The following is a 26,480-nucleotide window of genomic DNA, read 5'->3' on the forward strand; positions in this document are numbered from 1 at the left end:
AAAGGCGGACGCCCACCGGCGACACCGGTGGGCGTCCGCTTGCGTCTAGACCACTCCCGGAGGCCCCCGATTACGGCGCAACCACCGGCCACTGAGCGAACCCCCTCACTGGCCACACCGAACAAGACCGCGAAGGTGCGGCCGGGTGACCGCATCTTCAAGAACCTGAGCACCGGCGCGGGCATCTTCGTCGTCGCGCTCATCGCGCTGATCGGGATCTTCCTGCTGGTGCAGGCGATTCCCGCGCTGGGCGCGAACAACGCCAACTTCTTCACCTCCCGCATCTGGCACACCGGCGATCCGGCGAACCTCGAGTTCGGCATCCTGGACCTGCTGCTGGTCACCATCTACACGTCGCTGTTCGCGCTGGTGCTCGCGATGCCGATCTCACTGGGCATCGCACTGTTCCTCACCCAGTACGCGCCGAAGCGGCTGGCGCGGCCGTTCGCCTACGTCGTCGACCTGCTGGCCGCGGTGCCGTCGATCATCTTCGGCCTGTGGGGAATCCTGGTGCTGGCTCCGCAGCTGGCGCCGATCGCCCAGTGGCTGAACGAGACGCTCGGGTTCATCCCGATCTTCGGCACCGGCAACGTGTTCCCGAACTTCCAGGGCACCATCTTCACCGCGGGCGTGGTGCTCGCGGTGATGCTGCTGCCCATCATCACCTCGCTGTCCCGGGAGGTGTTCGAGCGCACGCCGACCGCCCAGGTCGAGGGCGCGCTGGCGCTCGGCGCCACCCGCTGGGAGGTCATCCGGACGACGGTGCTGCCGTTCGGCAAGTCCGGTTACATCGGCGCGTCGATGCTCGGCCTCGGCCGGGCTCTGGGCGAGACGATCGCGCTGGCCGTCATCCTCTACATCCCGGCGGGCAAGCCCTTCGACTGGAGCCTGTTCGACGGGGGCGCGACGTTCGCGTCGCAGATCGCGGCGAACTACGCCGAGTTCAACAACCCGAAGTCCGCCGGTGCCTACATCGCGTCCGGTCTGGTGCTGTTCGTCCTGACCTTCGCGGTGAACTTCGCGGCCCGGTCGATCATCGGCCAGCGGAAGGCGGACTGATGACCACGACACTGTCCGAGACCGAGCAGCTGGCCTCACCGCCGGCGTTCCAGCACGTCAGCACGGGCCGCAAGGCGAAGAACGCGCTGGCCACGGTGCTCGTGTGGCTGTCGTTCCTGATCGCCGTCGCGCCGCTGGTGTGGGTGCTCTACACGGTGATCGCGAACGGCATCAAGCGCATCCCGTACAGCAACTGGTGGGGCCAGGACTTCGGGTCGGTGCTGTCCGACGAGGTCGGCGGTGGTGTCCTGCACGCCATCATCGGCACGCTCGAACAGGGCCTGATGTGCGCGATCATCTCGGTGCCGCTGGGCCTGCTGGTCGCCATCTACCTGGTCGAGTACGGGCGGAACACGCGGCTGGCCAAGATCACCACGTTCATGGTGGACATCCTCTCCGGTGTCCCCTCGATCGTGGCCGCGCTGTTCATCTACGCGCTGTGGATCACCACGCTCGGCCTGCCGCGCAGCGGTTTCGCCGTGTCGCTGGCCCTGGTCCTGCTGATGATCCCGGTCGTGGTGCGGTCCTCGGAGGAGATGCTGCGGATCGTGCCGGACGACCTGCGCGAGGCCTCCTACGCGCTGGGCGTGCCGAAGTGGAAGACGATCATGAAGATCGTGCTGCCGACGGCGCTGTCCGGCATCATCAGCGGGGTCATGATGGCGCTGGCCCGCGTCATGGGCGAGACCGCGCCGCTGCTGGTGCTCGTCGGTTACTCCGCGTACGTCAACTGGGACCTGTTCGGTGACAACCAGGCCTCGTTGCCGCTGCTGATGAACACCGAACGGGCCACGAACTCGATGGAACCGGGTAGCGTCGGTTTCGACCGCATCTGGGGCGCCGCGCTGACCCTCGTCCTCATCATCGCCCTCATCAACCTGATCGCCACGGTGGTCTCCCGCCTGGTCGCCCCGAAGAAGAAGTGAGCGTTCCGCTATGGCCAAGCGAATCGACGTCAAGGACCTCGACATCTACTACGGCAAGTTCCACGCCGTCGACAGCGTCACGCTGTCCGTGCCGCCGCGGAACGTCACGGCCTTCATCGGCCCGTCGGGCTGCGGCAAGTCCACCGTGCTGCGCACGCTGAACCGGATGCACGAGGTCATCCCGGGTGCGCGGGTGGACGGGCAGGTGCTGCTCGACGGTGAGGACATCTACGCGTCCTCGGTCGACCCGGTGCAGGTCCGCCGCACCATCGGCATGGTCTTCCAGCGGCCCAACCCGTTCCCGACGATGTCCATCCGGGACAACGTGGTGGCCGGGCTGAGGCTCGCCGGCACGAAGAACAAGAAGAAGCTCGACGAGATCGCCGAGCGGGCCCTGCGCGGCGCGAACCTGTGGAACGAGGTCAAGGACCGGCTCAACAAGCCGGGCGGCAGCCTCTCCGGTGGTCAGCAGCAGCGCCTGTGCATCGCGCGGGCCATCGCCGTGCGCCCGGACGTCCTGCTGATGGACGAGCCGTGCTCGGCGCTGGACCCGATCTCCACGCTCGCGATCGAGGACCTGATCGCCGAGCTGAAGAAGGACTACACCATCGTGATCGTCACGCACAACATGCAGCAGGCGGCGCGCGTGTCGGACCAGACGGCGTTCTTCAACCTGGCCGGCGTCGGCCAGCCGGGGCGGCTCGTGGAGATCAACGACACGGAGAAGATCTTCTCGAACCCGAACGAGAAGGCCACCGAGGACTACATCTCGGGCCGGTTCGGCTGATCTCTTTCGACGAGACCCCCTCGGCTGCCTCGCCGAGGGGGTCTCGTCGTGTCAGGGGGTTCCCGCCACCGGCAGCGCGACCGGGTCCGCCGGGGCGGTGAGGGTGGCCAGGAGCTGGAGCGCGGTCGCGGCGTCGGAGCCCGCGGGCGCGCTGTAGATCATCATGGTGAGGTCGGGATCGTCCGGGGCGCTCATCGCCACGTAGTCGAGCGCCAGCTCGCCGGCCCGGGGATGGGCGAACCGTTTGCGGCCGCGGGTCTTGCCGCGCACCCCGTGCCCGGCCCACAGGCGGCGGAAGTCGGCGCTGTGCAGGGAAAGTTCGCCCACCAGCTCGGCCAGCAGGGGATCGTCCGGGTGGCGTCCGGCATCGAAGCGGAGGTTCGCGACGGTGTCGCGCGCCTTGCTCTCCCAGTCGGGGTAGAGATCACGGGCCGCGTCGTCGAGGAAGACCAGCCGGGCCATGTTCCGCTCGGCCGCGGGCAGGGCGGGGAAGTCGGCGACCAGGACGCGGGCCAGATCGTTCCAGGCCAGCACGTCCAGGCGGCGTCCGATGAGGTAGGCGGGAACCGTGGTCAGGGCGTCCAGCGCCTGGCGCATCTCGGGACCGACCTGCTGGCGGCGGGCGGGCCGTTTCCGGGCCGTGGGCTGGGCGAGGTTGTGCAGGTGGGCGGTTTCGTCCGCGTCGAGGTGGAGCGCGCGGGCGACGGCGTCCAGGATGTCGGCGGACACGTTGCGGGCGCGGCCCTGTTCCAGGCGGGTGTAGTAGTCGACGCTCACGCCGGCGAGCAGCGCCAGCTCCTCCCGGCGCAGGCCCGGGACGCGGCGCCGCCCGCCGAAGGTGGTGGCACCGGCCTCCTCCGGGCTCAGGCGGGCGCGCCGGGTCTGGAGGAACTCGGTGAGCTGCTGTGCGCGGTCCATGGTTCCCAGTATCCGCGGGAACGGCGCCGCCGAGCCTGGTTCCGGCAGACCCAGGCTCGGCGAACCGCGGCTGGACGAAGCCCTGGGTCCGGGCGGGCGGGCGCCGCAGGATGGATCACGTTCACCCCGAGAGATCAGGAGTTTCCGCCATGTCGAACACCCTCACCATCATCGCCGGCTTCACCGCCAAGCCCGGGCAGGAGCAGCGCCTGCGCGACGAGCTGACCGCGATGATCGAGCCGTCCCTGGGCGAGGAGGGCTGCCTGGGCTACCAGCCCTACGCGCACCCGGAGGACCCCAGCCGGATGATCATCGTCGAGGAGTGGGCCGACAGCGCCGCGCTCGACCACCACTTCTCGCTGCCGCACTTCGAGCACGTCGCAGGGGTTCTGGAGGAGATCCTCGCCGAGCCGTTCACCCTGCGCCGGTTGACCGGCGTTCCCGCCGTGGACTGACTGGGGACTCCGGGCACGTGAGGCAATTCGATGGGCGCTGTCGGTGGGTGCCGACAGCGCCGCCCGGGTCCTGGAGGACCTCCCGCGGACCGACCCGGGCAGCCCCGCCACGTGCGACGGAACCAGCGGGCACTGTCGGCGGGTGCCGCCTCCTCGCCCGGGCCCTGGAAGACCAGCCTCCCCGCCGCGGACCGACCCGGGTGGCTCCCCACCACGTGAGGCGAAACCGGCGGGCACTGGCGGTGGGTGCCGACAGCGCCGCACTCGACCACCACTTCTCGCTGCCGCACGTCGCGCGGGGTCCTGGAGGACCTCCCGCAGACCGACCCGGGCAGCCCCGCCACGTGCGACGGAACCAGCGGGCACTGTCGGCGGGTGCCGCCTCCTCGCCCGGGCCCCTGGAAGACCAGCCTCCCCGCCGCGGACCGACCCGGGTGGGTCCCCACCACGTGAGGGAAATCCGGTGGGAACTGTCGGTGGGTGCCGCTAGCGTCGAGGTCGTGGTTCAGGTTTTCGTGGACGGTGTCGGCGGGCGGTTGCCCAAGCCCCGGGTGCTCGCGGCCGCCGGGCGGGCCCTGGGGGCCATCCCGCCGCCGCTGCAGGTGCTGATCGGGATCGTCAGCGTGCAGGTGGGCGCCTCGCTCGCCAAGCAGCTGTTCGCGGTCGCGCGGCCGGCCGGCACGGTCACGCTGCGGTTGTTCTTCGCCGCGGTCGTGCTGCTGCTGGTGTGGCGTCCGGTGCTGCGGATGGGCCGCCGCGCGCTGCCGGTGGTCCTCGCCTACGGCGTCGTGCTCGGCGTCATGAACCTGACCTTCTACCAGGCGCTCGCGCGGATCCCGCAGGGCATCGCGGTCACCATCGAGTTCCTCGGGCCACTGGCGGTCGCGCTGGCCGGCTCGCGGCGCTGGATGGACGTGCTGTGGGCGATGGTGGCCGCGGGCGGTGTCGTGCTGCTCGCCGAGACGCGGGGCGACCTGTCGATGCTCGGCATCGTGTTCGCGTTGATCGCGGGCGCCTGCTGGGGGCTCTACATCCTGCTCAGCGCGTCCCTGGGCAAGCGCACCGAGGAGGGCAAGGGCCTCGCGCTGGGCATGGCGGTCGCGGCGGTCGCGGCGATGCCGGCTGGCGTGGTCGACAGCGGCACGAGCCTGCTGTCGCCGTGGGTGCTGCTGATCGGGCTCGCGCTGGCGCTGCTGTCGTCGGTCATCCCGTACTCGCTCGAGCTGGAGGCGCTGCGCAAGATCCCGCCGCGGGTGTTCGGCATCCTGATGAGCCTGGAACCGGCCGTCGCGGCGCTGTCCGGGCTGCTGGTGCTGGGGGAGGCGCTGCACCCGCTGCAGTGGCTCGCGATCTGCTGCGTGGTCGTGGCTTCGATCGGGGCGACCCGCTCGATCCGCGATGCGCCCTGATCAACCTCGGTAGGCTGGCCGCATGACCGTGCTCGACGAAGTCGGCCACTCAGCTGCGCTGCTTCGGACGCTCCAGCGCGAACTCATGGTCTACAAGTTCGGCATCGACGAGCTGATGACCAAGCTGCGCATCCTGTCCGAGGAGTTCGACTTCGCCAACCAGCACGACCCGATCGAGCACCTGGCGAGCCGCGTCAAGTCGCCCGAGGCGATCCTCGACAAGCTCGCCCGCAAGGGCATCGCGCCGAGCATCGAGGCGATCCGCGAGCACATCGAGGACGTCGCCGGCATCCGCGTGGTGTGCCCGTTCGTGCCGGACGTCTACCTGGTCGCCGAGATGCTCGGCCGCCAGGACGACGTCGAGATCGTCCGGACCAAGGACTACATCGCCGCGCCCAAGCCGAACGGCTACCGCAGCCTGCACCTGATCGTGCGGATCCCGGTGTTCCTGTCCGACCGGGTCGAGCGGGTCAAGGTGGAGATCCAGATGCGCACGGTCGGGATGGACTTCTGGGCGGCGGTCGAGCACAAGCTGTTCTACAAGTACGCCGGCACCGCCCCGGCCGACTTCGCCGACGAGCTACGCGCCGCCGCGGAGACCGCTGCCGACCTGGACGCGCGGATGACCGCCCTGCACCAGCGTCTGCAGGGCGGTCAGTCCTAGTCGCGTCAGAGGTCCTCGTCGTGGGCGTAGCCGGGCATCTTGCCGGTCGCCACGAACACCATCCGCTTGCCGACGGACACCGCGTGGTCGGCGAACCGCTCGTAGAACCGGCCGAGCAGGGTGATGTCGACGGCGGCCGCGACCCCGTGCTCCCAGTCCTTGTCCATGATCACCGTGAACAGGTGGCGGTGGATCTCGTCGACCCGGTCGTCCTCTTCCTCGAGCGCACGGGCGGCCTCGACGTCGCGGCTCTTGATGACGTCGGCGACCTTCTCCGCCAGGCGGACGTCCAGCTCGCCCATCTCGGCGAAGTACATCCGCACCGGCTCGGGCAGCGTGGCCTGCGGGTGACGGCGCCGCGCCGCCTTGGCGACGTGCAGGGCCAGGTCACCCATCCGCTCCAGGCTCTCCGCGGCGTGGATCACGGCCAGCACGGTCCGCAGGTCGGTCGCGACCGGCGCCTGCAGCGCCAGGAGGGCGTAGGCCTTCTCCTCGTTCTCGGCACGGGCGTCGTCGATCTTCTGGTCGTCGCCGATCACCTGCTCGGCCAGCGACAGATCCGCTTCGAGCAGTGCCTGCGTCGCCTTCTTCATGGCGGCCGCGGCCTGGAGCGACATGTCCGCCAGGTTCGCGGCCAGGTCTTCGAGTTCGACGTGGTAAGCCTCGCGCATGACCTCACTCTACGACCCGTTCGGGGCAATCGCCGCATCGCGAAGTGAACCGGGCATGAACCGGGGCTAACGAGTTGTCACGAGTCCGACGAGGACGAACCGGACGACTTCGACGAGCTCGGCGGCGGGGTCTGGGTCGCGCTCGCGGCCGCCTGCGCGGCCTCGTACTCGGGGGTGCCGGGCAGCGGCTTGTTGTCGATCATGGCCTGGAACAGCTCCTTGGACTTGGTCTCCAGGAGCACCTCGTTGCCGCGGGTGTTCGACTCGCCCGTGGTCGGCACGGTGAGGAACTTGAGCTTGCTGGTGTCCATGCCCTTCATCGACTGGGCCAGCGTGAGCATCTGGTCGACGCCGATGTTGTCGCCGAAGGTGGCGCGCGCGAAGGCGGTCACGAAGTTGGTGAGCTGGGTGGGGTCGGTGATGACGCCCTGTGACATGGCCTTCTGCAGCAGCGCGGTGAGGAACTCCTGCTGCCGCTTGATGCGGCCGTAGTCGGAGGTCAGGTCGCCCTGGACGTGGCGGGCGCGGACGTAGCTGAGGGCCTGGTCGCCGGAGATCGTGACGTCGCCGGTCTGGGAGATCACCATGCCGAGCACGGAGTCCTTGATCGGTTTGTCGACGTGCACGGTGACGCCGTGCACCGCGTCGACCATGTCCTTGAACCCGCCGAAGTCGATGCCCACGAAGTGGTTCACGCGCAGGCCGGTGAGCTGCTGCACCCACTTGGTGAGGCACTTCGGGCCGCCGACCGCGTAGGCGGTGTTGAGCTTGACCTTGGTGGCGGCGCCGACGACCTCGCTGGAGTAGGTGCCGGTCTTGGCGTCGTAGCGCTCGCACGCGGGCCGGGAGATCTCCAGGTCGCGCGGGAAGGAGACGACGACGGCGCGTTTCCGGTCGGCCGGCACGTGCGCGAGCATCACGGTGTCGGAGCGGGCGCCGCCGACCGCGTCCGCGTCGCCCACGTTCTCCTCGGCGGCGCGGCCGGCGCGGGTGTCGGAGCCGACGATGAGGAAGTTCTCGTCACCGGTCTGGCCGGCGGCGTTCTGGATGTCGGAGGAGTTCTCGTCGAGGGCGGCGATCTCGGTGAACTTGCTGTTGAACCAGGTCTTGGTGCCCCACAGGGCGCCGGTGGCGAGGAAGATCAGGCCGGCGAGCACGGCGCAGGTGATGCGGGTGATGCGGATGGAGCGGTCGCTGCGGCGCTGTTTCTTCTCCTGCAGGCGGGTCTGGGGCGCGGCCTTCTCGCCGTCGTCGTCGGACTTCACCGGCGCGACGACGCGCTGCAGGCGGGTGCGGGTTTGCTCGATGAGGGCGACCGGGCGGGCGATGAACCGCTCGCGGCGCTCCTGGCGCTTGGCCTCCTCGGCGGCGAGTTCCTCGTGGGCGGCCGCGAAGCGGGCGAGGGTGTTGTCGATCTTGCGGCGGACCTTGGTGTGGTCGCCGACGGGCTCCAGCTCGTCGGTCATGGTCAGCCGGTCGGCCGGAGTGACCGGCCGAGCCCGCGGCGGTCGGCGGGGGCCACCGGGGCGTTCGACGGGTTCGCGGAGCTGGGTGGCACTCGCGTCGGCGGCCTCGGGATGCCCGGTGGAGCGGGTGGTGTCGGGGTGCCCGGCGGCGCGGCTGCCCTCGGGGTGCCCGGCGGCGCGGCTGCCCTCGGGGTGCCCGGCGGCGCGGTTGGCAGGCGGCGGCGTCCCGCGACGGTTGGCGGGCGGGGGCGTGGCGGGGCCGGGCCGGGGAGGCACCTCGGCAGCGTTCGGCTGCGGCGCCTCGGCGAAGCCGCTGGGGTGGCGGGGCGCGTCGGCGCGGCCCGAGAGCTGCGGCGCCTCCACGAAACCGCTGGGGTGGCGCGGCGCATCGGCGCGGCCGGAAGGCTGGGAGGTCTCCAACGGATTGCCGCCGCGACGGGCGGGCGCGTCGGCGCCGTTCAGCGGCGGAAGCTCGGCGAAGCCGCTGGGGTGGCGAGGGGCCTCGGCGCGGCCGGAAGGCTGCGGCGTCTCGGCGCGGCCCGAAGGCTGCGGCGCCTCCGCGAAACCGCTGGGGTGGCGGGGCGCCTCGGCGCGGCCCGAAGGCTGCGCTGATGCGAAGCCACTCGGGTGGGCCGGCGCTTCGGTGCGGCTGGATGGCTGCGGCGCGCCGGGGCGGCGGGCAGGAGCTTCGGCGCCGTTCGGCGCCGCGGTGAAACCAGTGGGGTGCCGCGGGGCCTCGGCCCGAGACGAGGGCTGCGGTGCCTCCGTGAAACCGCTCGGGTGCCGCGGGGCTTCGGCGCGGGCGGAGGGCTGCGGCGCTTCCGCGAAGCTGCTCGGTTGGCGGGCCTCGGTGCGGGTTGGTGGTTGTGGGGTGCCACCGGGGCGAGCGGGGGCCCCGGTGCCGTTGACGTGGGGGGCGGCATCGGGGTGGCGGCTCGGCGCGGTTGTTCCGTTGGCGGGTTGCGCTTCCGCGAAACCGGTCGCGTGGCGCCCCGGTGCAGCGGCTCGGCTGGAGGTCTCCGGGGCCGCGAAGCCACTCGCGTGGCGCGACTCGCCGCGGCTGCCGCTGGGGTGCGCGGCACCGTTCGACACCTCCGGGGCCGCCGCGAAGCCACTCGCGTGGCGCGACTCGCCGCGGCTGCCGTTCGGGTGCGCGGCACCGTTCGACACCTCCGGGGCCGCCGCGAAGCCACTCGCGTGGCGCGACTCGCCGCGGTTGCCGTTCGGGTGCGCGGCACCGTTCGACGGCTCCGGGGTCTCTCCGAAACCACCCGCGGGGCGGGGCTCCGGGCGTGGCGGGCTCGCGAAGCCGTTCGGAGGCTCCGGTGCCGCGGCGCGTCGTGAGGGGGCGGCTCGGCGGGGTTGCTGCGTCGGCGGGACCGGCGCCGCGGGCGTGCGTCCGGTGGCCGGGGAGCGGCGTTGTGGCGGCGGCTCGGGCGCGCGGGGCTCCGGACGCGCCGGGGGTGCCGTGCGCCGCGATACCGGCGGGACCTGCTCCGGCGGGGCCGTGTGCGCGTTCGACCGGCCACCATCGAACCGGGGGCGGTACCCGGTGTGCTGCGCGACCAGGTCCGAAACGTTGATGCCGCCGTGCGTGTCCAGTGAGCGTCGGCGTCGCCGGCCGTTCGAGGTTGAGCCGTCGTCGGCTCTGTGACCGGGGCCTGCGGCGTGGTCGTCTGGCACCCGGTCTCCTCTCTCGGTCACGCCGGCCCGCCGGGAGGGGACCGTCTCAGTGATGATCGCCGGGACGGCGAGCATCGTTATCGTAGAGATACTCGCCGGTCCTGACGACACCCTCCTGCTGATTTTTTTACATAGCGTGCGCCAAAGCGGGCCGAGTGCGACAAACGGGGTGACGCCGCACACCGGCAAAACGGGGAATCGCCCCCTCGCAATTACTGACAGTGCTCAAGCACGCGGACACCATCGCGTTCCCGGTACGCGACCCGGTTGCGTCCGGCGTGCTTCGCGGCGTAAAGGAGGTCGTCGGCCATCCGCAGCTGCTCCGGCCCGCTCACCGGCTCGTGCGACAGCCCGACGCTGATCGTCACGCCCAGCCCCGGGCAGATCTCTGACCAGGCGTGTTCGGCCACCCGCCGCCGGGCGTGCTCGGCGATCCGCAGCGCCGTCCCCGGCTGGACCTCCGGCAACACGAGCATGAACTCCTCACCGCCGTACCGCGCGCAGAAACCCGGCGCCGGCACGCCCTCGCGCAACAACTCGGCCACCCGCCGCAGCACCTGGTCGCCGATGAGGTGACCGAACGTGTCGTTGACGCGTTTGAACAGATCGATGTCGATCAACGCCACCGCCAGCGGCGTACGCGCGTCGCCGAGCAGGTCGGCGAGCCTGCTGTCCAGGTAACGGCGGTTGTAGACCGCGGTCAGCGCGTCGCGCAGGCTCTCCTCGCGGGCCTGGGCGCGTTCGCGGCGGAGCCGGTCGAATTCGCGGCGCAACTGCTCCGGGATCGGCGGACGGGCGGTGCGCGCGATGCCCAGCGCGGTCCTCAGGTGCTCGTAGGCCGTGCGGAAGTCGCCCTGCGAGGCGTGCAGTTCCGCGATAGCCTCGTGCAGGCTCAGCAGGTCGGTCTCGTCCGGCCGCGCCCGCTCCGAGGTCACCCGTTCCACCTCCGTCATTCAAGTCTTGTCGTCCGGTAAGACGCGCGCCTTGAGCAATCGATACGGGCCAACACGAATATCGCTCAATGGGACGACCGGGGATCGCTCTCCGTGGCGGACGCGTCGTCCGGGCGGCCGAACGACGCGTCCGTTTTCCGCCAGCGGCACCGTCGGCTGATCGTGAAGCTGAACGTGTGACACACGTGGAAATCGAGCCGAACATCCTGTACTTCGGCACTCCGGTGGTGCTCGTCAGCACAACCGGCGACACCGTGAACCTCGCCCCGATCTCGTCGGCCTTCTGGCTCGGCTGGCGCGCGATCATCGGCGTCGGCGCCCGCTCGCAGACCGCGCGGAACCTGCGCCGCACCGGGGAATGCGTGCTGAACCTGCCGTCCGTCCACGAGGTCGACGCGGTGGACCGGCTCGCCCGCACCACCGGGACCGCCGAGGTGCCGGAATCCAAGCTGCGGCGCGGATACCGCTACGAGCCGGACAAGTTCGGCGTCTCCGGGCTGACCCCGGCGCCGTCGGCGACGGTGGCGCCCCCGCGCGTCGCGGAGTGCCCGGTCGCCATGGAGGCCGTGGTGGAGGCGATCCACCCGGTCGCGGCCGACGACGAACAGCAGTGCGGCAACATCCTGTGCTTCGAGCTGCGGGTGCAGAAAGTCCACGTGCACGACGAAATCCGCATGCCCGGCACCACCGACCGCATCGACCCGGACCGGTGGCGGCCGCTGATCATGAGCTTCCAGGAGTTCTACGGCCTCGGCGGGAAACTGCGCCGCTCGGAACTGGCTCAGATCCCGGAAAACTTCTACCGCAGCCCGGACATCGACCGCGCCCGGCTGGAATCCGTCCGCGGCGCGTGACGGTGTGCGGCCCGGGAAAACCGGGCCGCACACCGGAGAACTACGCGACGACGGTGATCCGGTCGGCCGCGGGCGGCGCGACCGGCGAGTGCGCGCCGAAGTACGCGATCAGCGCGTCCAGGTCCACCGGGCCGCCGGCCAGGTCGGTGCCCTTGGTGAACTCGGTGAAGCCGTCCCCGCCGCCGGCGAGGAAGTTGTTCACCGACACCCGGTAGCTCGCCGCCGGGTCGAGCGGGACGCCGCCGACCGTGATGTTCTGCACCTTCGACCCGATCGGCGCGGACGCCGAGTACGTGTAGCGCAGCGTCGAGGAGATCTGCAGGATCCGCGTGCCGCCGGCGGTCCACTGCTGCTCGAGCACGTTCTTCAGGTTCGCGCCGGTCAACGTGATCGTCTGCATGATGTTGCCGAACGGCTGCACGGCGAACGCCTCGCCGTAGGTGACCACACCGTCGCCCTCCCCGGCTGGCGAGGACGCGTAGTTGAGGTCGGCGCGGATGCCGCCCGGGTTGGTGATGGCGATCTGCGCGCCGTTGGCGGCGGTCGCCTCGAGCTGGGCGTCGGCGATGACGTCGCCCAGGGTGGACTCACCGGACGGGGCGCCGGCCGCCTTCAGGTCGCCGGTGATGGTGCCGATCCGCTCGTTGGCGATCGGCGCGGCCTTGGTCACGGCCTCGTCGACCAGCTTGGCCACGGCGGGGTCGGGCGTGACGTCGCGGGTGACGATCTCGTTGTGCGCGACGGTGGCGCTGCGGACCACGTCCCGCGTCCGCTTGTCGATCTTGAGGTCCACGACCGACAGCAGACGGCCGAACGACAGGCCCTGGATCACCGGGCGCGGGTTGCCCGCCGGGTCCGCGATCGAGCAGTTGTACTGCTGGTGGCTGTGGCCGGTGAAGATGGCGTCGACGCTCGCCGACACGCCCTTCGCGATCTGGCTGGCCGGGCCGGGGTTGACCGTGCACGAGTCCGGGCCGCCGCCCCGCGTGTTGTCGCCCTGGTGCAGGAGCACGACCTGGGCCTTGATGCCGAGGCGGTCGAGCCAGCCGGCGGTGCGGTTGATGGCCTCGACCTCGTCGCCGAACTCCAGCCCCTTGATCGCCTCGGCCGGGACGACCGTGGGCAGGTCCTCCAGGGTGGCGCCGATGACGCCGATCGGCTGGCCGCCGGAGAACTCCACGGTGAACGGCAGCAGCGCGGGCGCGCCGTTGTCGAAGTACACGTTGGCGCCGAGGAACGGGAAGTCCGCGCCCCGGAACTCGTCCCGGAACTGGCAGCCGTCGGTGGGGTGGCAGCCGCCGAACTGCATGCGCTGCAGCTCCTGGTAGCCCTCGTCGAACTCGTGGTTGCCGACGACGGAGGCCCGCACGCCCATCTCGTTGAGGAACTCGATGGTCGGCTCGTCGTGGAACAGCGCCGAGGCCACCGGCGAAGCGCCGACGTTGTCACCCGCGGACAGCAGGACCGAGTTCTTGACCTCGCTCTCCAGCTGCTTGACGTGCGTGGCCAGGTAGGCGGCGCCGCCGGCGTTCACCGTCGAGCCGTCGGGCAGGGTGACGCGCCCCGACGAGCCGGACGGCGGTTCGAGGTTGCCGTGGAAGTCGTTGAAGGTGATCAGCCGGACGTCGGTGGTGCCGGGCGGCTGGGCGGCGGACGCGGGCGCGGCCGTGACCGTGACGGCGGCCAGCGTCGCGGCGGTGACCGCTACGCAGCGTCGCAGCACGCGAGATGAAGGGGACATCGTTCCTCCGGTAAGGGGCATACCGGCGCGATCTAACCTTCGCTGAGCAACGATCACCAGGCCCGAAAGGTGGAAGCCCGGTGAAAAGTCGGGCACGCGGTCGGCCATTCGACCGGGACGGTGAGCGCGGGCGGGCTTCTCGCCCGATTCGGCGGACCCGGTGGTTCCTCCCCAGCTACCGCACGCCCGGTTCGGGCGGATCCGGGCGATGTTCGGGCCGGCCGTGACGTTCGTGCCGCTGGGGTTGTTCGCGCGGCTGCTGTGGAAGCGCGGGTTCACCGGCGCGGTGCGCTCGGCTGGATCGCCGCGACGCTGTTCCTCGTGCTGCGGTCAGCCGTCCAGCCGGTCCGCGAGCCGGCGCGGCGCGAGCGGGTCCACCTCACCGAGGCGCGCCAGAGCCGCGGCCCGCTGGTGGGCCTTGCGCCTGGCCGCCCTGCGGTCCTCCCAGGTGACGACCACGCCGGCGGCCAGGAAGACCAGGACTACGAGCCCGAGGACGATCGCGAACTCCACGCCGCCTCCTTTGGCGTCGTGCTTGTGTGGCAGATCACATACCGTACCCGGGTTGTGGTGAATGCGCCACCTTCGCCCGATTGGCCGCGAACCAGCGGTGGTCCGGGGTGCACCAGCGGGAGAAGCGCAGGCCCGCCTCGGCGAGGCGGGCGCGCAGCTCCGGTTCGCTCAGCCGGCGGGTGGTGAACGGCTGCTCCCACGACCGGCCGCGCGCCTGGTAGCGGACGGTGGCGCTGAGCAGCGGCCCGTCGCGGACCACGCCGGTCAGGCTGACCAGCACCTCGCCGAGGTGACCGCCGCCCTCGGCGACCGTGTCGAACCAGGACGGCGGGTGCCACTCGATGACCGCGACACCGTCGTCAGCGAGGTGCCGCGCCACGGTCGCCAGCAGGGCGTGGCTGTCCGGCTGGTTGACCAGGTGGCTGGCCAGCAGCACGACCGGGAAGCGCCGCCGGAGGCCGAGATCCTCGATGCGGGCGCGGACCCTCTCGGCGCCACGCACGTGCGCCAGCATCTCGGCGGAATCGTCGACCGCGGTGACGGGGTGGCCCAGCTCGATCAGCCGGTGGGCGATGCGGCCGGTGCCGCTGCCCAGGTCGAGCACCGCGGCGCCGGCCGGGGCCACCCGGTGCACGATCTCCGCCTCCCCCGCCGGAGGCAGCAGGCGGTAGACCTCGACCGGGCAGCCGTCGGCAGTGGTGTCCATGCGACGAGTGTTCGCCGGTCAGGGGTGCAGGCGCCAGAGGGACACCACCTCCTGGGATCGCGCCTTCGCGAGCGGGTCCGCCCCTGGATGCCGCCGGCGGGGTGCGTCCAGGCGGTCCGCCACGGTCAGCCCGGCCGCCTCGAAGCGGGTCAGCAGCTCCGCGCGGGTACGCAGGCCGACCAGCTCCGCCAGGTCCGACAGGACCAGCCACGCCTCGCCGCTGGGAGTCAGGTGCGCGGCCGCTCCGGCGAGGAAACCCGCCAGCATCCGCGAGCCCGGGTCGAACACGGCGGCGTCCAACGCCGACCGCGCCGCGCCGGGGAGCCACGGTGGGTTGCACACCACCAGGTCCGCGCGGCCCGGCGGGAACAGGTCCGCCGCCACCACCCTGACCTGCGGCAAACCGAGGTGCCGCACGTTCTCCCTGGCACACGCGACCGCGGCCGGGACGATGTCCGTCGCCACCACCTCCGGCACCCCGCGGCGCGCCAGGACCGCGGCCAGGACCCCGGTGCCCGTCCCGATGTCGAAGGCCGTCCGGACGCCGGACAGCGGCGCGCGGGCCACCAGCGACACGTAGTCCTGCCGGGTCGGGGAGAACACGCCGTAGTGCGGGTGGATCCGCGCGCCCAGCGCCGCCACCGGCACGCCCTTCACCCGCCACTCGTACGCGCTGAGCATCCCGAGCAGCTCGGTCAGCGGCACCAGGCCCGGCTCACCACCGGCGGCGCGGACGGCGGCCCGCACGTCCGGCGCGCGGGGCAGGTCGACGCGCAGGTCCGGGCCGACCTCGACCAGCAGCAGGCCCAGCACGCGCGCCCGGTTCCGGCGCGACTGGCGGTAGCGGTAGAAATCCGGCGAGCGCGCGGGCAACCGCTTGCCCATCGCGGCGAGCAGGCGGCGGGCGGCCACGAAATCGTCGCGCCACAACAGGCGGACGCCTTGCGAGGCGAGCCGGACGGCAACTTCAGGGCGCAGATCGGCGCCGGCTTCGATCGGGGGTTCCACGAGAGGCTCCAGTGCTGGGAGCCGTCTTCGGACGCACGGCCGTCCGAAGACGGCTCGAAGTGGGGGTCACGACGGCCGTCACTCGGACGACGCCCACCAGTCCAGGGCCACGCATACGCAGAACACGCCCGCAGCCTAGCCCGCCTCCCGCGGCGGGAGCACGCAGAATTCGTTGCCCTCGGGGTCGGCCAGCACCACCCACGGCAGGTCCGGATCGTCCGACAGCACGCGTGCGCCCAGCTCCGTCAGCCGCGCCACCTCGTCGGCCTGGGTGCCCGCCACCGGCGCCAGGTCCAGGTGCAGCCGGTTCTTCACGACCTTGTCCTCGCCGACCGGCTGGAACACCAGCATGCACTGGTCGTCGGTCCCGATGTTGACGTATTCCACGCCCTTGTCGTCCTGCCAGCGCCGGATCTCGTCGTAGCCCAGCGCGCGGGACCAGAACCGCGCGAGCGATTCGGCGTCGTGGCAGTCCACGGCGACGGCTAGTATCCGGCTTCGCATGGTTTCCTCCCGGCCCACCAGAGAACAGCTCGCCGCAGCAGCGGGGACGACGATCCCGGACGTGCTCGCACCCGGCCTCGACGTGCTGTTCTGCGGGATCAACCCCGGCCTCTACTCCGGCGCCACCGGGTACCACTTCGCCCGTCCCGGAAACCGCTTCTGGCCGGCGCTGCACGCGTCCGGCTTCACGCCACGCCGCTTCGACCCGAGCGAGCAGGACGAACTGCTCGCACTGGGCCTCGGCATCACCAACGTCGTCAACCGGGCCACCGCGCGCGCCGACGAGCTGACCGCCGACGAACTCCGCGCCGGCGGCGTGCGGCTCGCCGAGAAGGCCGCGGAGTACCGGCCGCGCTGGCTCGCGGTCGTCGGGATCACCGCCTACCGGACGGCGTTCGGCCGCCCGGCGGCGACGGTGGGGCGCCAGTCGCATTCGCTGGGTGAAACACGCGTGTGGGTGCTGCCCAATCCGAGTGGTCTCAACGCACACTGGACGCCGACGACACTCGCAGAAGCCTTCGCCCACCTGCGCCACGCGGTTTACTCAGAGTAGTTCACGACACAAGCGGGTGAACCCGCGTCACGCGGACGGCCCTGGCGGGTCACACAATTGACGGGTGTCGGTCGTGGCCGGTTCCAGCAGGGAGGATCGGGTCGAGGCGCCACAGTAGCCCGGGCGGACGTCGAGGGGGGCGGGCCGCCCGGGCTGTGCGTGCTCCCACGACCGGCCTTGCCGAGACGGAGTTTTGTGATGACGCGCAGTAACGACCCCACGCGGGTGCCGCAGGGACCATCGGCCGGCCGCAGTGTGGGTGTCGCGGCGGTCGACCCGGTGCCCATCTACCGCGAGGGTCTCTCGGGGCTCGTGCAGCGCACGCCGGGGATGCATTGGGCCGGACAGGCCATCAACCCGCACGGGGCGCTGCAGCTGGCCGAGCAGATCCACCCCGACGTCATCCTCGTCGACTCCGGGCTCGACCCGCACGGTCACCTCAGCAAGCTGCTCATCGCCGGTGATCCGGCGCTCATCGTCATCGCGCTGGTGCGCGAGGCCAACCGCACGCCCGCCTTCCTGCACGACGCCATCGCGGCCGGCGTGCACGCCGCGATCCCGCGCTCGGCCGAGTCGCGGCGCCTCGTCGAGGGCATCCGCCGCGCCTACCTGGACCGCCGCTACGTCGACCCGTCGCTGGCGACGCTGGTCTCCGCGGCCCGCCAGTCCGCCAGCGCCGCCGCGGTGCGCCGCGCGCAGATGCCGCTGTCCCGCCGCGAGTACCAGGTGCTGCAGCTCGTGGCGGAAGGGCTGGAGAACGCGGGGATCGCGAAGGTCCTCTACCTGTCCGTGGAGACCGTGCGCACGCACGTGAAGAGCATCCTGCGCAAGCTGTCCGCTCGCGACCGGACACACGCCGTGACGATCGCCTTCCGCGCCGGGATCCTCGTGGCTCAGCCCGACGACGGCCCCGAGCAGCGGCTCACGCCCGGTTCGTCGGCTCCCGGGGTGGTCGAGTACCGCTCCCGGTAGCGCGATCCGTGCGTCACAACCGGCTGGATTCGCTTGCCGCGGTTACCCACAGGTAATATCCTGATGTTACCGGCCAGTAGGGGACCAGCATGCGCCCAGCCGGAAACCCGATCGACAACGGAGCGACGACATGGGCCACTACAAGTCCAACGTGCGAGACCTCGAGTTCAACCTGTTCGAGGTGCTGAACGTGCAGGAGCGCCTCGGCAAGGGGGTCCTCGCGGACTCCGACGAGGAGACCGCGCGCGGCGCGCTGCAGGAACTCAACAACCTGGCGGTCGGCCCGCTGGCCGAGTCCTTCGCCGACGCCGACCGCAACCCGCCGGTGTACGACCCCAAGACGTTCTCGGCCAAGCTGCCGGAGTCGTTCAAGAAGAGCTACCAGCAGCTCTGGGACGGCGAGTGGTGGCGGCTGGGCCTCACCAACGACCTGGGCGGCCTCGGCCTGCCCCCGACCGTGCAGTGGGCGGCCGCCGAGCTGATCCTCGGCGCCAACCCGGCCCTGTTCATGTACATGGCGGGCCCGAACTTCGCGATGATCCTCGACCGCAACGGCACCGAGGAGCAGAAGCGCTGGGCGCGGATCATGATCGACCGCGCGTGGGGCGCCACGATGGTCCTCACCGAGCCGGACGCCGGTTCGGACGTCGGCGCCGGCCGCACCAAGGCCGTGCTGCAGGAGGACGGCAGCTGGCACCTGGACGGCGTGAAGCGGTTCATCACCTCCGCCGACCAGGACATGACCGAGAACATCATGCACCTGGTGCTGGCCCGCCCCGAGGGCCCGGGCATCGAGGCCAAGCCGGGCACCAAGGGCCTGTCGCTGTTCCTGGTGCCGAAGTTCCACTTCGACACCGAGACCGGTGAGCTCGGTGAGCGCAACGGCGTGTTCGTCACCAACGTCGAGCACAAGATGGGCCTCAAGGTCTCCACCACCTGCGAGCTGACCTTCGGCCAGCACGGCACCCCGGCCAAGGGCTGGCTGCTGGGCGAGGTGCACGACGGCATCGCGCAGATGTTCCAGGTCATCGAGTACGCCCGGATGATGGTCGGCACCAAGGCGATCGCCACGCTGTCCACCGGCTACCTGAACGCGCTGGAGTACGCCAAGGAGCGCGTGCAGGGCGCGGACCTGACCCAGATGACCGACAAGACCGCGCCGCGGGTCACCATCACGCACCACCCGGACGTGCGCCGGTCGCTGATGCTGCAGAAGGCCTACGCCGAGGGCCTGCGCGCCGTGTACCTCTACACCGCGTCCTTCCAGGACCAGGTGTGGACCAATGAGGGCGATGAGAACTCGCTGAAGCTGGCCGAGCGGGTCAACGACCTGCTGCTGCCGATCGTCAAGGGCGTCGGCTCCGAGCGCGCCACCGAGCAGCTCGTGCAGTCGCTGCAGACCCTGGGCGGGTCCGGCTTCCTGCAGGACTACCCGATCGAGCAGTACATCCGCGACGCGAAGATCGATTCGCTGTACGAGGGCACCACGGCGATCCAGTCGCAGGACTTCTTCTTCCGGAAGATCGTCCGCGACAAGGGCCAGGCGCTGGGCTACATCGCGAACGAGATCACCAAGTTCATCGAGTCGGAGGCGGGCAACGGCCGGCTGAAGAACGAGCGTGAGCTGCTCAAGCGCGCCCTGGAGGACGTGCAGGGCATGCTCGGCGCGATGATCGGTTACCTGACCTCGTCGCAGGAGGACGTCAAGAACCTGTACAAGGTCGGCCAGCACACCGTCCGCTTCCTGATGTCGGCCGGTGACCTGCTGGTGGGCTGGCAGCTGCTGCGCCAGGCCGAGGTCGCGCTGACCAAGCTGGACGGCGCCTCGGCCCGGGACCAGGCGTTCTACCAGGGCAAGATCGCGGTGGCGTCGTTCTTCGCCAAGCAGGTGCTGCCCGAGCTGACCGCGCGCCGCGCGGTCGTCGAGGCCGCCGACAACGACCTCATGGAGGTCCCGGAGGCGGCGTTCTGATCTCCCCGTAATCCCCTGCGAAAGGCCCTCTCGCTCCGAGCGAGGGGGCCTTTCGCGTGTTCGCGCCAAGGTTTTCGGCGGGTGGTGCCGAAATCGGCGAGGAGACCACGATGGGGAAGTACCTGCGGGCTTTCGCGGACCGGCTGGAGGGGAACGGCGAGTTCGTCGATGGTCAGGCGCCGGCCCCCGGAGGGGGTGGGTGCCGTACGACAGGGAGCGGCGCCCGCCGGGGACGGTCCGGAAGCCGATCCACGAGCGGCTCGAGGTGCGCCCCTTCCTGGCCGCGCCCGCAGCTGGCGCGTCCGGTGGCGGCGGTGGAGGCCGAGCCACTTGTCGATCTCGGGGCAGGCCCTCCGGGCGCAGCGCGTAGATCCGGCGTTGCCCGTCCGGGCGAACTTCGACCAGGCCGGACTCCCGCAGGATGCGCAGGTGGCGGGACACCGCGGGCTGGGTCAGGCCGGGCAGCGCCGCGACCAGAGCGCCCGCGGCCGGCTCACCCTCGGCCAGCAGGTCCAGCAGCGTACGCCGGCTGGGCTCGGCCACCGCGGCGAAGACGTCCACCTGCGGGGTATCACACCAAGCGTATATAAGCGTCCGCAAATATGCGGGTTTGAAAGCGGCGCGGGAAGGTACTCCGTGAGCACACCGAAGCTGAAGGAGTTGCGATGACAATCGGTGGAATCATCAGCGCGATCGTCGTGGGTCTGATCATCGGCGCGCTGGGTCGGCTGATTGCACCCGGCAAGCAGGGCATCCCGATCTGGCTCACGATCATCGTCGGTATCGTCGCCGCGTTCATCGGCACCGCGATCGCGCGGGGCATCGGCTATGCCGACACCAAGGGCTTCGACTGGCTCGAGCTGATCACCCAGGTGGTCATCGCGGCGATCGGGGTCTCGCTGGTCAGCGGCTTGTACGGCCGGCGGAAACTGAGTAGGTAACCGCACACGAACGTGCCCCGGGAAGGTCCGCCCTCCCGGGGCACGTTCGTGTGTCAGGACCGGAACGCGGCGCAGCCCACGGCCACGAACGACTGCTGCGGTGAGCGCCACAGCACCTCGGCCCACCGGTTGTCGGTCAGCTGCTTGCCGTCGGACCCGACGCAGGTGTACGTGCCGCCCTTGACCACCTGCCCGCACGGCAGGTCCCGCTCCGGCGAGTGCACGCACGTCGTGTAGTTCGTGCAGGTCAGCGTGTGCAGCAGCGCCGAGCCGACGTCCGCGCCCGCCCGGATGTTCAGCTTGCAGCTGTTCTGCGTCGAGGCGTGCACCAGCGCCGGCTCGCCCTCCGCGGCCGCGACCGTCCCGGGCAGCACCACCACCGCCGTGGCCGCCACCAACACGGCCAGGGACTTCTTCATCAAGATCCTCCCTCTCTCGCAAACGGTGACGGAGCGTATCGGAACGTACGCGCAGTGATCGCGCCGGTATGTTCCCCCGATGGACCTCGACCACCAGGGCCTCACCCGGCTGCCGGAACTGCCCGCGGGCCTGGAGTACCTGAGCGCCTACGACAACGAGCTCAGCGAACTGCCGGACGAGCTGTGGGACCTGGACCGGCTGGCCGTGCTGAACCTCGCCGCGAACCGGCTGACCACGATCCCGGCCGCCATCGCGCGGCTGACCGCGTTGCACACGCTCGACCTCGGCCACAACCAGCTCACCGAGCTGCCCACCGAGCTGGGCGACCTGCCGAACCTGACCGAGTACCTGTACCTCTCGGACAACCGCCTGACCAGACTGCCGGACGAGCTGACCCGCCTCGGCCGCCTGCGATACCTGAGCGCGACGGACAACGGGCTGGAGTCGCTGCCCTCGGACCTCTCCGGCCTGCGCGAGCTGCGGGAGCTGCGGCTGTACCGCAACGACCTGCGCGAGTTGCCGGACAGCATCGGCGAGCTGAACGCGCTGCGGGAGCTGCACCTGCGCGGCAACCACCTCACCGAGCTGCCCGCCTCGATCGGGAAGCTGCGCGACCTGCGGTACCTGGACCTGCGGGAGAACGAGCTGCGCACCCTGCCGGACGGACTCGCCGAGCTGCCGCTGGTCAAGCTCGACCTGCGCTGGAACCGGTGGCTGGAGACCCCGCCCTGGCTCGACGACCTCGACGACTGCCTCGTGCTGCGCTAGGTCAGGCGATCACGGCCAGGAGGGTGGTCACGGCCCCGGCGAGGTCGGGGTCGCCAGCGGTGTCCGCTCGCCGGCGGGCCTCCTCGACGGAGATGCCGCGCGTGGCCAGGCGCCAGAAGTCGCCAGGGCGCATGGTGACCGTGGCCGCGGGGTCGCCCCCGTCGGCCATCCGCCACCGCTGTCCGTCCGACCGGGCGTGCCAGGTCCCGCCATCGTCGAGGACCACCCGCACCACCGTGCCCTCCGGTCGCACCACGTCCCGCAGCGTGTGGGGCAGCGCGCGCATGAACGCATCGAGCACGGGACCGACCAGCTCCGGCTGATCGGCGCCGGGGCGTCCCACCGCGTCCCGGATCTGCTGCTGGTGCACCCAGAACTCGGTGTACTCGCGCGCGATGTCCAGCCACGCCGGGCTCGGGCCGTCCCCGGCCCACGACACGTCCAGGGCCGCGGAAGCGGTCAGGTCGTAGGTCTCCCACAGCCGGTCCAGGTCCGGGCCGAGGGCGGTGAGCAGCTGGACGATCAGCTGGGGGCTGCACTGCCGCATCGCCCGGACGAACTCGTCGTTGACCCGGGCGAGGTAGGCGGGCAGGGTCTCGTCGTTGGCGAACTCGGCCCCCGGGAAGTGGTCCCGGCCGCCGGACAGCCGCCGCATGTAGTCGTTGAGGATGTGCCCGGCGACGTCGTGCACGGTCCAGCCGGGACACACCGTGGGCGCCGACCACTCCTCGGCGCTCAGCGAACCCAGCAACGTCAGCAACTCGTGACGCTCGCGGCCGAACAGCGGCCGCACGTCCAGCACCGGACCGAAGATCTCCATGCCGCCGGATGGTGTCATCGCACCCGGCGTCACCGCTACCGAGTTGTCGCGTCCCCCGGCTCGGAACTCACCCCGAACCCGCACACCACGGCCGGTTTCGGCGCGTAGGTGACCGTCCGGGTGTCGCGGCGGACCTCGGCCCCCGTGGTCACGTCGTAGAGCACCCGGGTGTCGCTCGTGGTGAAGCCGGGACGGCCGCTGGACGGGCTGCAGTCCGGGCCGCCGGGCTGCAGCGGCGGCGGCCGGAAGTCCGAGTACGCGCCGGTCGAGGACTCCACGCGGTACTGCTTGGTGCCCCAGATCTTCACCGTCACGCTGCCGCCGGACACCGACGCCTGGATCGCCACCCCGCTGCGCAGGGAGTCGGTGAACTTCAGGTCCACCGCGGACCCGTCGGCGGTGATCGCGATCGCGTCCCGTCCGGCGGGGTAGCGGTCCAGGTAGTAGGTGTGCTCGGTGTGCCCGGCGTCGGTCAGGCCGGCGAGGTACGCCGCGTTGTACAGGGTAGTGGTGAACTGCGACGAGCCGCCGCCGATCACCTCCGGGCCGAACCCGTCCTCGTTCACCGGCGCCGGCACGTACCCCTGCGACTGGCTGCGGGCGCCCACCCGGGCGTTGAGGCTGAACGTCTCGCCGGGCCGGAGGATCGTGCCGTGCACCTTCTCCGCCATGACCCGCGCGTTCGTCGCGGCCGGGCCGGACAGGCCGCCGGTGCTGAACTCGCCGATGACCTCCTTGATGCCCAGCGCGTTCGCGTCCTCGGTCGTCGTCCGCGGGCGGGTCGTCTGGTAGCGCACCGCCAGGTCCCGGCCGTCCGGTTTGGCGAGGACGTCCATCAGCGGGTGGAACGTCCGGTTCCAGTCGATCTTGCGCGTGTCCTCGGACGGCTGGACCACGGGCGCGCCACCGGCGAACACGATCTGCGCGTCCTTGCCGCGCTTCTCCGTGGTCGCCAGCGGATCGCGCACCGCCTGCTGCAGCTTCACCGGATCGGCCTCGACCCGGAGGGCGCCGCCGTCGGCCGGGCTGAACTTCAGGGCGGCGGCGATCGCGCTCGGCTTGAGCACCGCGTCGGCGCCCTCGCCGTGCAGCGTGACCGGCTTGGCGACCGCGGGCACGACCAGCCGTTCCAGCGCCGAGTGCACGCCGGCCGAGGTGACCTTGACCGGCGTGAGCACGACCGGCAGCCGGACGCCGCTCTTGTCCAGCCAGGTCGCGCGCAGGATGTCCCCGGCGCCCTTGACGTCGGCCAGGTCCTGCCCGTTGCGCGGCTCGATCGGGTACGGGTGCACGCCGCCGTCGGTGCCGGGGAGCGTGACGAACCCGATGCTGCCCTCGGTCGGCGGGTGGTTGATGCGCTCGGCGGCCAGGCGCGCGATCGCGGAGTGCAGCTCGTCCGGATCGGTCGCGGTGACCACCCCGACCTCGCGGGTGCGGAAGAACGAGGTGATCCGGTCCACCGGGTCGAGCGGCTGGCGCCCGGCCTGCGCGACGGTCGAGGACCAGTCGACGGACAGCCCGGACTGCGCCGGGTCGAGCGTGGTGCGCACGTCGCCGGCTTCGACCGGCACCGGCGCGTTCAGGCGCGGGCCCAGCTCGCGGCGCAGCTTCGTCTCGGCGTCGTCGCGGCTCAGCCCGCCGACCTCGACCCCGGCGACCGTGACCCCGCGCGGCACGTCACCGGCGCTGACGATCAGGTCCGCGGCGTAGAGGATGACCCCGACGCCCAGCAGGCAGCCCGCGACCATGAACGCGCGCGCCAGGAAGCGCTTGCCCGGCGACGGCGACGCGGCAGGCGCGTCACCGACCTCGAGCAGCTCCCCGACCAGGGCGTCCTCGGTCGCGTCGAGCGGTTCGTCCAGCAGGAACTCGGCGGGCGGACGCGGGCCGACCGCGGTTTCGGCGTCCCGGAGGGAATCGGGGTCCCGCTCCGGCCAGTACTGGTCCTCCCGCCCCACGCTTCCTCCCGGACGCGTTACAAGTACAGGCCCGTCCCGTGGTCCGTGCGCTCGGTGGCCACGGCGTGAATGTCGCGCTCCCGCATCACCAGGTACGCCTCGCCCTGGACCTCGACCTCGAGCTGGTCCTCGGGGTTGAACAGCACGCGGTCGCCGACCTTCACGTTACGCACATTACTGCCTACCCCCAGTACGTCGCCCCACGCGAGACGGCGCGCCACCTGGGCCGTCGCCGGAATCACGATGCCACCGCTGCTGCGGCGCTCACCCTCCTCCGCGGAGACCCGGACGAGGACGCGGTCGTGCAGCATCTGGATTTCCAGCTTCGCCGCGTCGTCCGGCAAGTTCTTGGCTTCCGACACGCCGGTAATGCTACGTGCCCTCAGCGGGCCGCGGAGATCAGCGGTTGCCGTCCACGCAGGGTGAAGTCCCGGTGCGCGGTCCCGCCCTCGCGCACGAGCACGCGGCTCGCGGTCGCCTCGAAACCGGGCGCGGACACCACCAGATCGACGAACTGCTCGGGCAGTCCGGCGACCGCGTAGCGGCCCTCGTCGTTGGCTGTCGTGCGGACGAGCTGGTGCCCGCGGCCGTCCATCACCGTCACCGCGGCGCCCGGCACCGGCCGCCCGTCGTCCGCGTGGACCGCGCCGGTCAGCGTGGGCACCGGCTCGCCGAAGTGCCGGTCGTGCACCGGGACCGCGGTCGGGCGGGGCATCTCCAGGGCCGGGTCCTCCACCGGTGGCTCCTCGACCACGCCGGCCCGGCGGCGCTGCAGGAGGCTGTGCCCGGCGATCAGGACGACGCCGAGCAGCACCCACGCGCACAGCACCAGGATGGGCCGCAACACACCCTTGCCGTCGAAGTAGAAGATGCCGCGCAGGGCCTCGATGAGGTTGCCCATCGGGAAGAACGGGTGCAGCGCGCGGAAGAACCCGGGCACCATCTGGATCGGCACCGCGCCACCGCTGGAGGGCATCGACAGCAGCACGAACAGGCCCATCGCCACCCCCGGGAACCACTGCTTGACCAGCGGCACCAGGCCGAACGAGGTGAGCGAGACCGCCTGCGTGAGCAGGAACGCCACCGGGATCGCGACCGGGTCGTTCGGGATGACGTCCATCGCGACGCCGCCGGCGTAGCCGATGAGGGTGAGCAGGGCGCCGAAGCCGACCAGCGTGGCGACCTTCGCGCGGCGGCTCAGCGTGACCGCCCGCAGCAGCATCATCACGACGATGTAGCTGGGGATGTTCCAGATCAGCACCAGGTAGAACATGCCGGTGCCCATCGTGTCGCCGGACTCGGTGGGCGCGAGGTCGGTGACCGTGAGCGCGTGCCCGGTCTGCGCGGCGATCGGGGCGAAGGCCTGGTTGAGGACCGATTCGAGCATGTAGCCGTCGGCCTTGGCGACGAACAGGGTCGGGTGGACCGGGTCGGCGGAGTAGGCGGCGGTGGCGTCGCGGTCGAGCACCGCCTGGCGGGCCTGCTCGGCGGTGGCGACCGGCTGGACGTCGAAGGCGCCCGGGCTCGCCTGGTTCAGCGCGGCCTCGATGCGCGCCGCGGCGGTCTGGTCGGCGACGGCGACCTCGATGTGGTGCGGGGACGGCGAGTGGAACGCGAGCAGGTAGCAGAAGACGAAGCCGAGGGCGAAGAAGACCGGGAACCACAGGCTTTCGGCCAGGGTGCGGAGCTTTCCGGGTTCTTGTTCCTGGGTGTCGACATGTTCCGCCATGCTGTCAGCTTATCACTTTTTGCAGGCGCT

At 71.2% G+C, this 26,480-nt stretch carries 26 protein-coding genes and 1 pseudogene; 12 read left to right on the top strand and 15 right to left on the bottom strand.

Annotated elements, in window-relative coordinates:
- The first annotated feature begins 135 nt into the window (after positions 1-135).
- Genes pstC through pstB form a run of 3 tightly spaced genes read left to right on the top strand, consistent with a single transcriptional unit; the run spans position 136 to position 2,772 of the window.
- A complete protein-coding gene (gene pstC, locus D0D28_RS08340) occupies positions 136-1,059 on the top strand; it encodes a phosphate ABC transporter permease subunit PstC (protein WP_094003178.1) in 924 nt (307 codons plus the stop codon).
- Positions 1,059-1,985, top strand: coding sequence for a phosphate ABC transporter permease PstA (gene pstA / locus D0D28_RS08345; RefSeq protein ID WP_094003179.1), 927 nt, complete (start codon positions 1,059-1,061; stop codon positions 1,983-1,985). The genes pstC and pstA overlap by 1 nt, the downstream gene beginning before the upstream one ends.
- A gap of 10 nt (positions 1,986-1,995) precedes the next feature.
- Positions 1,996-2,772 (top strand): phosphate ABC transporter ATP-binding protein PstB, encoded by a 777-nt coding sequence (pstB, locus tag D0D28_RS08350; protein ID WP_094003180.1) that lies wholly within the window; start codon positions 1,996-1,998, stop codon positions 2,770-2,772.
- A gap of 51 nt (positions 2,773-2,823) precedes the next feature.
- On the opposite strand, the gene D0D28_RS08355 is transcribed toward pstB, so the two are convergent.
- On the bottom strand, positions 2,824-3,690 hold the full coding sequence (locus D0D28_RS08355; RefSeq protein ID WP_094003181.1) for a helix-turn-helix domain-containing protein: 867 nt from the start codon (positions 3,688-3,690) through the stop codon (positions 2,824-2,826).
- Between the two features lie 149 nt (positions 3,691-3,839).
- On the opposite strand from D0D28_RS08355, the gene D0D28_RS08360 reads away from it, so the two are divergent.
- The 3 genes from D0D28_RS08360 to D0D28_RS08370 all read left to right on the top strand — a co-directional run bounded on the left by D0D28_RS08360 (position 3,840) and on the right by D0D28_RS08370 (position 6,218).
- Positions 3,840-4,145 (top strand): putative quinol monooxygenase, encoded by a 306-nt coding sequence (locus D0D28_RS08360; protein ID WP_116110254.1) that lies wholly within the window; start codon positions 3,840-3,842, stop codon positions 4,143-4,145.
- Positions 4,146-4,645: 500 nt separating this feature from the next.
- Positions 4,646-5,554, top strand: coding sequence for an EamA family transporter (locus D0D28_RS08365; RefSeq protein ID WP_430732357.1), 909 nt, complete (start codon positions 4,646-4,648; stop codon positions 5,552-5,554).
- A gap of 22 nt (positions 5,555-5,576) precedes the next feature.
- Complete coding sequence (locus D0D28_RS08370; protein WP_094003183.1) at positions 5,577-6,218, top strand: GTP pyrophosphokinase; 642 nt, start codon at positions 5,577-5,579, stop codon at positions 6,216-6,218.
- Between the two features lie 5 nt (positions 6,219-6,223).
- Here D0D28_RS08370 and phoU read toward each other — a convergent pair whose 3' ends face one another.
- The 3 genes from phoU to D0D28_RS08390 all read right to left on the bottom strand — a co-directional run bounded on the left by phoU (position 6,224) and on the right by D0D28_RS08390 (position 10,991).
- A complete protein-coding gene (gene phoU / locus D0D28_RS08375; RefSeq protein ID WP_116110256.1) occupies positions 6,224-6,889 on the bottom strand; it encodes a phosphate signaling complex protein PhoU in 666 nt (221 codons plus the stop codon).
- A gap of 77 nt (positions 6,890-6,966) precedes the next feature.
- Positions 6,967-8,718 carry an LCP family protein gene (locus D0D28_RS08380; RefSeq protein WP_275895890.1) on the bottom strand — a complete coding sequence of 584 codons (1,752 nt, stop codon included), beginning with the start codon at positions 8,716-8,718 and terminating at the stop codon, positions 6,967-6,969.
- Positions 8,719-10,250: 1,532 nt separating this feature from the next.
- The gene (locus D0D28_RS08390; protein ID WP_094003186.1) at positions 10,251-10,991 is read right to left on the bottom strand and encodes a GGDEF domain-containing protein; all 741 of its coding nucleotides are present in this window, start codon (positions 10,989-10,991) and stop codon (positions 10,251-10,253) included.
- Between the two features lie 176 nt (positions 10,992-11,167).
- On the opposite strand from D0D28_RS08390, the gene D0D28_RS08395 reads away from it, so the two are divergent.
- Complete coding sequence (locus D0D28_RS08395) at positions 11,168-11,845, top strand: flavin reductase family protein (RefSeq protein WP_240323133.1); 678 nt, start codon at positions 11,168-11,170, stop codon at positions 11,843-11,845.
- Between the two features lie 40 nt (positions 11,846-11,885).
- Here D0D28_RS08395 and D0D28_RS08400 read toward each other — a convergent pair whose 3' ends face one another.
- The 5 genes from D0D28_RS08400 to D0D28_RS08425 all read right to left on the bottom strand — a co-directional run bounded on the left by D0D28_RS08400 (position 11,886) and on the right by D0D28_RS08425 (position 16,317).
- Positions 11,886-13,586, bottom strand: coding sequence for a bifunctional metallophosphatase/5'-nucleotidase (locus D0D28_RS08400; RefSeq protein WP_116110258.1), 1,701 nt, complete (start codon positions 13,584-13,586; stop codon positions 11,886-11,888).
- 330 nt (positions 13,587-13,916) lie between these two features.
- A complete protein-coding gene (locus D0D28_RS08410; protein ID WP_020422222.1) occupies positions 13,917-14,099 on the bottom strand; it encodes a hypothetical protein in 183 nt (60 codons plus the stop codon).
- Positions 14,100-14,133: 34 nt separating this feature from the next.
- On the bottom strand, positions 14,134-14,805 hold the full coding sequence (locus tag D0D28_RS08415; RefSeq protein ID WP_116110259.1) for a class I SAM-dependent methyltransferase: 672 nt from the start codon (positions 14,803-14,805) through the stop codon (positions 14,134-14,136).
- 18 nt (positions 14,806-14,823) lie between these two features.
- Complete coding sequence (locus D0D28_RS08420) at positions 14,824-15,813, bottom strand: methyltransferase (protein ID WP_116110260.1); 990 nt, start codon at positions 15,811-15,813, stop codon at positions 14,824-14,826.
- Positions 15,814-15,948: 135 nt separating this feature from the next.
- Positions 15,949-16,317: a VOC family protein gene (locus D0D28_RS08425; RefSeq protein ID WP_116110261.1), complete on the bottom strand. Its 369-nt coding sequence runs from the start codon at positions 16,315-16,317 to the stop codon at positions 15,949-15,951.
- Here D0D28_RS08425 and mug point away from each other — a divergent pair.
- The 3 genes from mug to D0D28_RS08440 all read left to right on the top strand — a co-directional run bounded on the left by mug (position 16,316) and on the right by D0D28_RS08440 (position 19,814).
- Entirely contained in the window at positions 16,316-16,870 is a 555-nt protein-coding gene (gene mug / locus D0D28_RS08430; protein ID WP_094003192.1) for a G/U mismatch-specific DNA glycosylase, read from the top strand. The two genes, D0D28_RS08425 and mug, sit on opposite strands and share 2 nt — an antisense overlap.
- Before the next feature lie 198 nt (positions 16,871-17,068).
- The gene (locus D0D28_RS08435; protein WP_094003193.1) at positions 17,069-17,842 is read left to right on the top strand and encodes a response regulator transcription factor; all 774 of its coding nucleotides are present in this window, start codon (positions 17,069-17,071) and stop codon (positions 17,840-17,842) included.
- Between the two features lie 130 nt (positions 17,843-17,972).
- Positions 17,973-19,814 (top strand): acyl-CoA dehydrogenase, encoded by a 1,842-nt coding sequence (locus D0D28_RS08440; protein WP_094003194.1) that lies wholly within the window; start codon positions 17,973-17,975, stop codon positions 19,812-19,814.
- 405 nt (positions 19,815-20,219) lie between these two features.
- Here the strand turns inward: D0D28_RS08440 and D0D28_RS37595 are convergent.
- A pseudogene (locus D0D28_RS37595) lies at positions 20,220-20,375 on the bottom strand (ArsR family transcriptional regulator); the annotation flags it as partial.
- A 104-nt stretch (positions 20,376-20,479) separates the two neighbouring features.
- Between D0D28_RS37595 and D0D28_RS08450 the strand changes: the two are divergent.
- Positions 20,480-20,755: a GlsB/YeaQ/YmgE family stress response membrane protein gene (locus tag D0D28_RS08450; protein WP_094003195.1), complete on the top strand. Its 276-nt coding sequence runs from the start codon at positions 20,480-20,482 to the stop codon at positions 20,753-20,755.
- A gap of 53 nt (positions 20,756-20,808) precedes the next feature.
- Here D0D28_RS08450 and D0D28_RS08455 read toward each other — a convergent pair whose 3' ends face one another.
- Complete coding sequence (locus D0D28_RS08455) at positions 20,809-21,174, bottom strand: hypothetical protein (RefSeq protein ID WP_094003196.1); 366 nt, start codon at positions 21,172-21,174, stop codon at positions 20,809-20,811.
- Positions 21,175-21,253: 79 nt separating this feature from the next.
- On the opposite strand from D0D28_RS08455, the gene D0D28_RS08460 reads away from it, so the two are divergent.
- Positions 21,254-21,943 (top strand): leucine-rich repeat domain-containing protein, encoded by a 690-nt coding sequence (locus tag D0D28_RS08460; protein ID WP_116110262.1) that lies wholly within the window; start codon positions 21,254-21,256, stop codon positions 21,941-21,943.
- Position 21,944: 1 nt separating this feature from the next.
- Here the strand turns inward: D0D28_RS08460 and D0D28_RS08465 are convergent, their stop codons facing one another.
- The 4 genes from D0D28_RS08465 to D0D28_RS08480 all read right to left on the bottom strand — a co-directional run bounded on the left by D0D28_RS08465 (position 21,945) and on the right by D0D28_RS08480 (position 26,450).
- Positions 21,945-22,763 (bottom strand): maleylpyruvate isomerase family mycothiol-dependent enzyme, encoded by an 819-nt coding sequence (locus tag D0D28_RS08465; RefSeq protein ID WP_116110263.1) that lies wholly within the window; start codon positions 22,761-22,763, stop codon positions 21,945-21,947.
- A 35-nt stretch (positions 22,764-22,798) separates the two neighbouring features.
- Positions 22,799-24,721 carry a VanW family protein gene (locus tag D0D28_RS08470; RefSeq protein WP_116110264.1) on the bottom strand — a complete coding sequence of 641 codons (1,923 nt, stop codon included), beginning with the start codon at positions 24,719-24,721 and terminating at the stop codon, positions 22,799-22,801.
- A 17-nt stretch (positions 24,722-24,738) separates the two neighbouring features.
- Positions 24,739-25,032 (bottom strand): GroES family chaperonin, encoded by a 294-nt coding sequence (locus D0D28_RS08475; protein ID WP_094003291.1) that lies wholly within the window; start codon positions 25,030-25,032, stop codon positions 24,739-24,741.
- 71 nt (positions 25,033-25,103) lie between these two features.
- Positions 25,104-26,450: a carboxypeptidase regulatory-like domain-containing protein gene (locus D0D28_RS08480; RefSeq protein WP_116110265.1), complete on the bottom strand. Its 1,347-nt coding sequence runs from the start codon at positions 26,448-26,450 to the stop codon at positions 25,104-25,106.
- Positions 26,451-26,480: the final 30 nt, after the last annotated feature.

Source organism: Amycolatopsis ruanii (genome assembly GCF_003385175.1).
GTDB classification, from domain to species: Bacteria; Actinomycetota; Actinomycetes; order Mycobacteriales; family Pseudonocardiaceae; genus Amycolatopsis_E; species Amycolatopsis_E thermalba.

What these genes read in the sequence shown, in the direction of transcription:
- pstA (WP_094003179.1), top strand. Translation starts at nt 1,059, where the DNA reads ATGACCACGACACTGTCCGAGACCGAGCAGCTGGCCTCACCGCCGGCG.
- pstB (WP_094003180.1), top strand. Translation starts at nt 1,996, where the DNA reads ATGGCCAAGCGAATCGACGTCAAGGACCTCGACATCTACTACGGCAAG.
- D0D28_RS08355 (WP_094003181.1), bottom strand. Translation starts at nt 3,690, where the DNA reads ATGGACCGCGCACAGCAGCTCACCGAGTTCCTCCAGACCCGGCGCGCC.
- D0D28_RS08360 (WP_116110254.1), top strand. Translation starts at nt 3,840, where the DNA reads ATGTCGAACACCCTCACCATCATCGCCGGCTTCACCGCCAAGCCCGGG.
- D0D28_RS08370 (WP_094003183.1), top strand. Translation starts at nt 5,577, where the DNA reads ATGACCGTGCTCGACGAAGTCGGCCACTCAGCTGCGCTGCTTCGGACG.
- phoU (WP_116110256.1), bottom strand. Translation starts at nt 6,889, where the DNA reads ATGCGCGAGGCTTACCACGTCGAACTCGAAGACCTGGCCGCGAACCTG.
- D0D28_RS08390 (WP_094003186.1), bottom strand. Translation starts at nt 10,991, where the DNA reads ATGACGGAGGTGGAACGGGTGACCTCGGAGCGGGCGCGGCCGGACGAG.
- D0D28_RS08400 (WP_116110258.1), bottom strand. Translation starts at nt 13,586, where the DNA reads ATGTCCCCTTCATCTCGCGTGCTGCGACGCTGCGTAGCGGTCACCGCC.
- D0D28_RS08415 (WP_116110259.1), bottom strand. Translation starts at nt 14,805, where the DNA reads ATGGACACCACTGCCGACGGCTGCCCGGTCGAGGTCTACCGCCTGCTG.
- mug (WP_094003192.1), top strand. Translation starts at nt 16,316, where the DNA reads ATGGTTTCCTCCCGGCCCACCAGAGAACAGCTCGCCGCAGCAGCGGGG.
- D0D28_RS08425 (WP_116110261.1), bottom strand. Translation starts at nt 16,317, where the DNA reads ATGCGAAGCCGGATACTAGCCGTCGCCGTGGACTGCCACGACGCCGAA.
- D0D28_RS08435 (WP_094003193.1), top strand. Translation starts at nt 17,069, where the DNA reads ATGACGCGCAGTAACGACCCCACGCGGGTGCCGCAGGGACCATCGGCC.
- D0D28_RS08440 (WP_094003194.1), top strand. Translation starts at nt 17,973, where the DNA reads ATGGGCCACTACAAGTCCAACGTGCGAGACCTCGAGTTCAACCTGTTC.
- D0D28_RS08450 (WP_094003195.1), top strand. Translation starts at nt 20,480, where the DNA reads ATGACAATCGGTGGAATCATCAGCGCGATCGTCGTGGGTCTGATCATC.
- D0D28_RS08455 (WP_094003196.1), bottom strand. Translation starts at nt 21,174, where the DNA reads ATGAAGAAGTCCCTGGCCGTGTTGGTGGCGGCCACGGCGGTGGTGGTG.
- D0D28_RS08460 (WP_116110262.1), top strand. Translation starts at nt 21,254, where the DNA reads ATGGACCTCGACCACCAGGGCCTCACCCGGCTGCCGGAACTGCCCGCG.
- D0D28_RS08465 (WP_116110263.1), bottom strand. Translation starts at nt 22,763, where the DNA reads ATGGAGATCTTCGGTCCGGTGCTGGACGTGCGGCCGCTGTTCGGCCGC.
- D0D28_RS08475 (WP_094003291.1), bottom strand. Translation starts at nt 25,032, where the DNA reads ATGCTGCACGACCGCGTCCTCGTCCGGGTCTCCGCGGAGGAGGGTGAG.
- D0D28_RS08480 (WP_116110265.1), bottom strand. Translation starts at nt 26,450, where the DNA reads ATGGCGGAACATGTCGACACCCAGGAACAAGAACCCGGAAAGCTCCGC.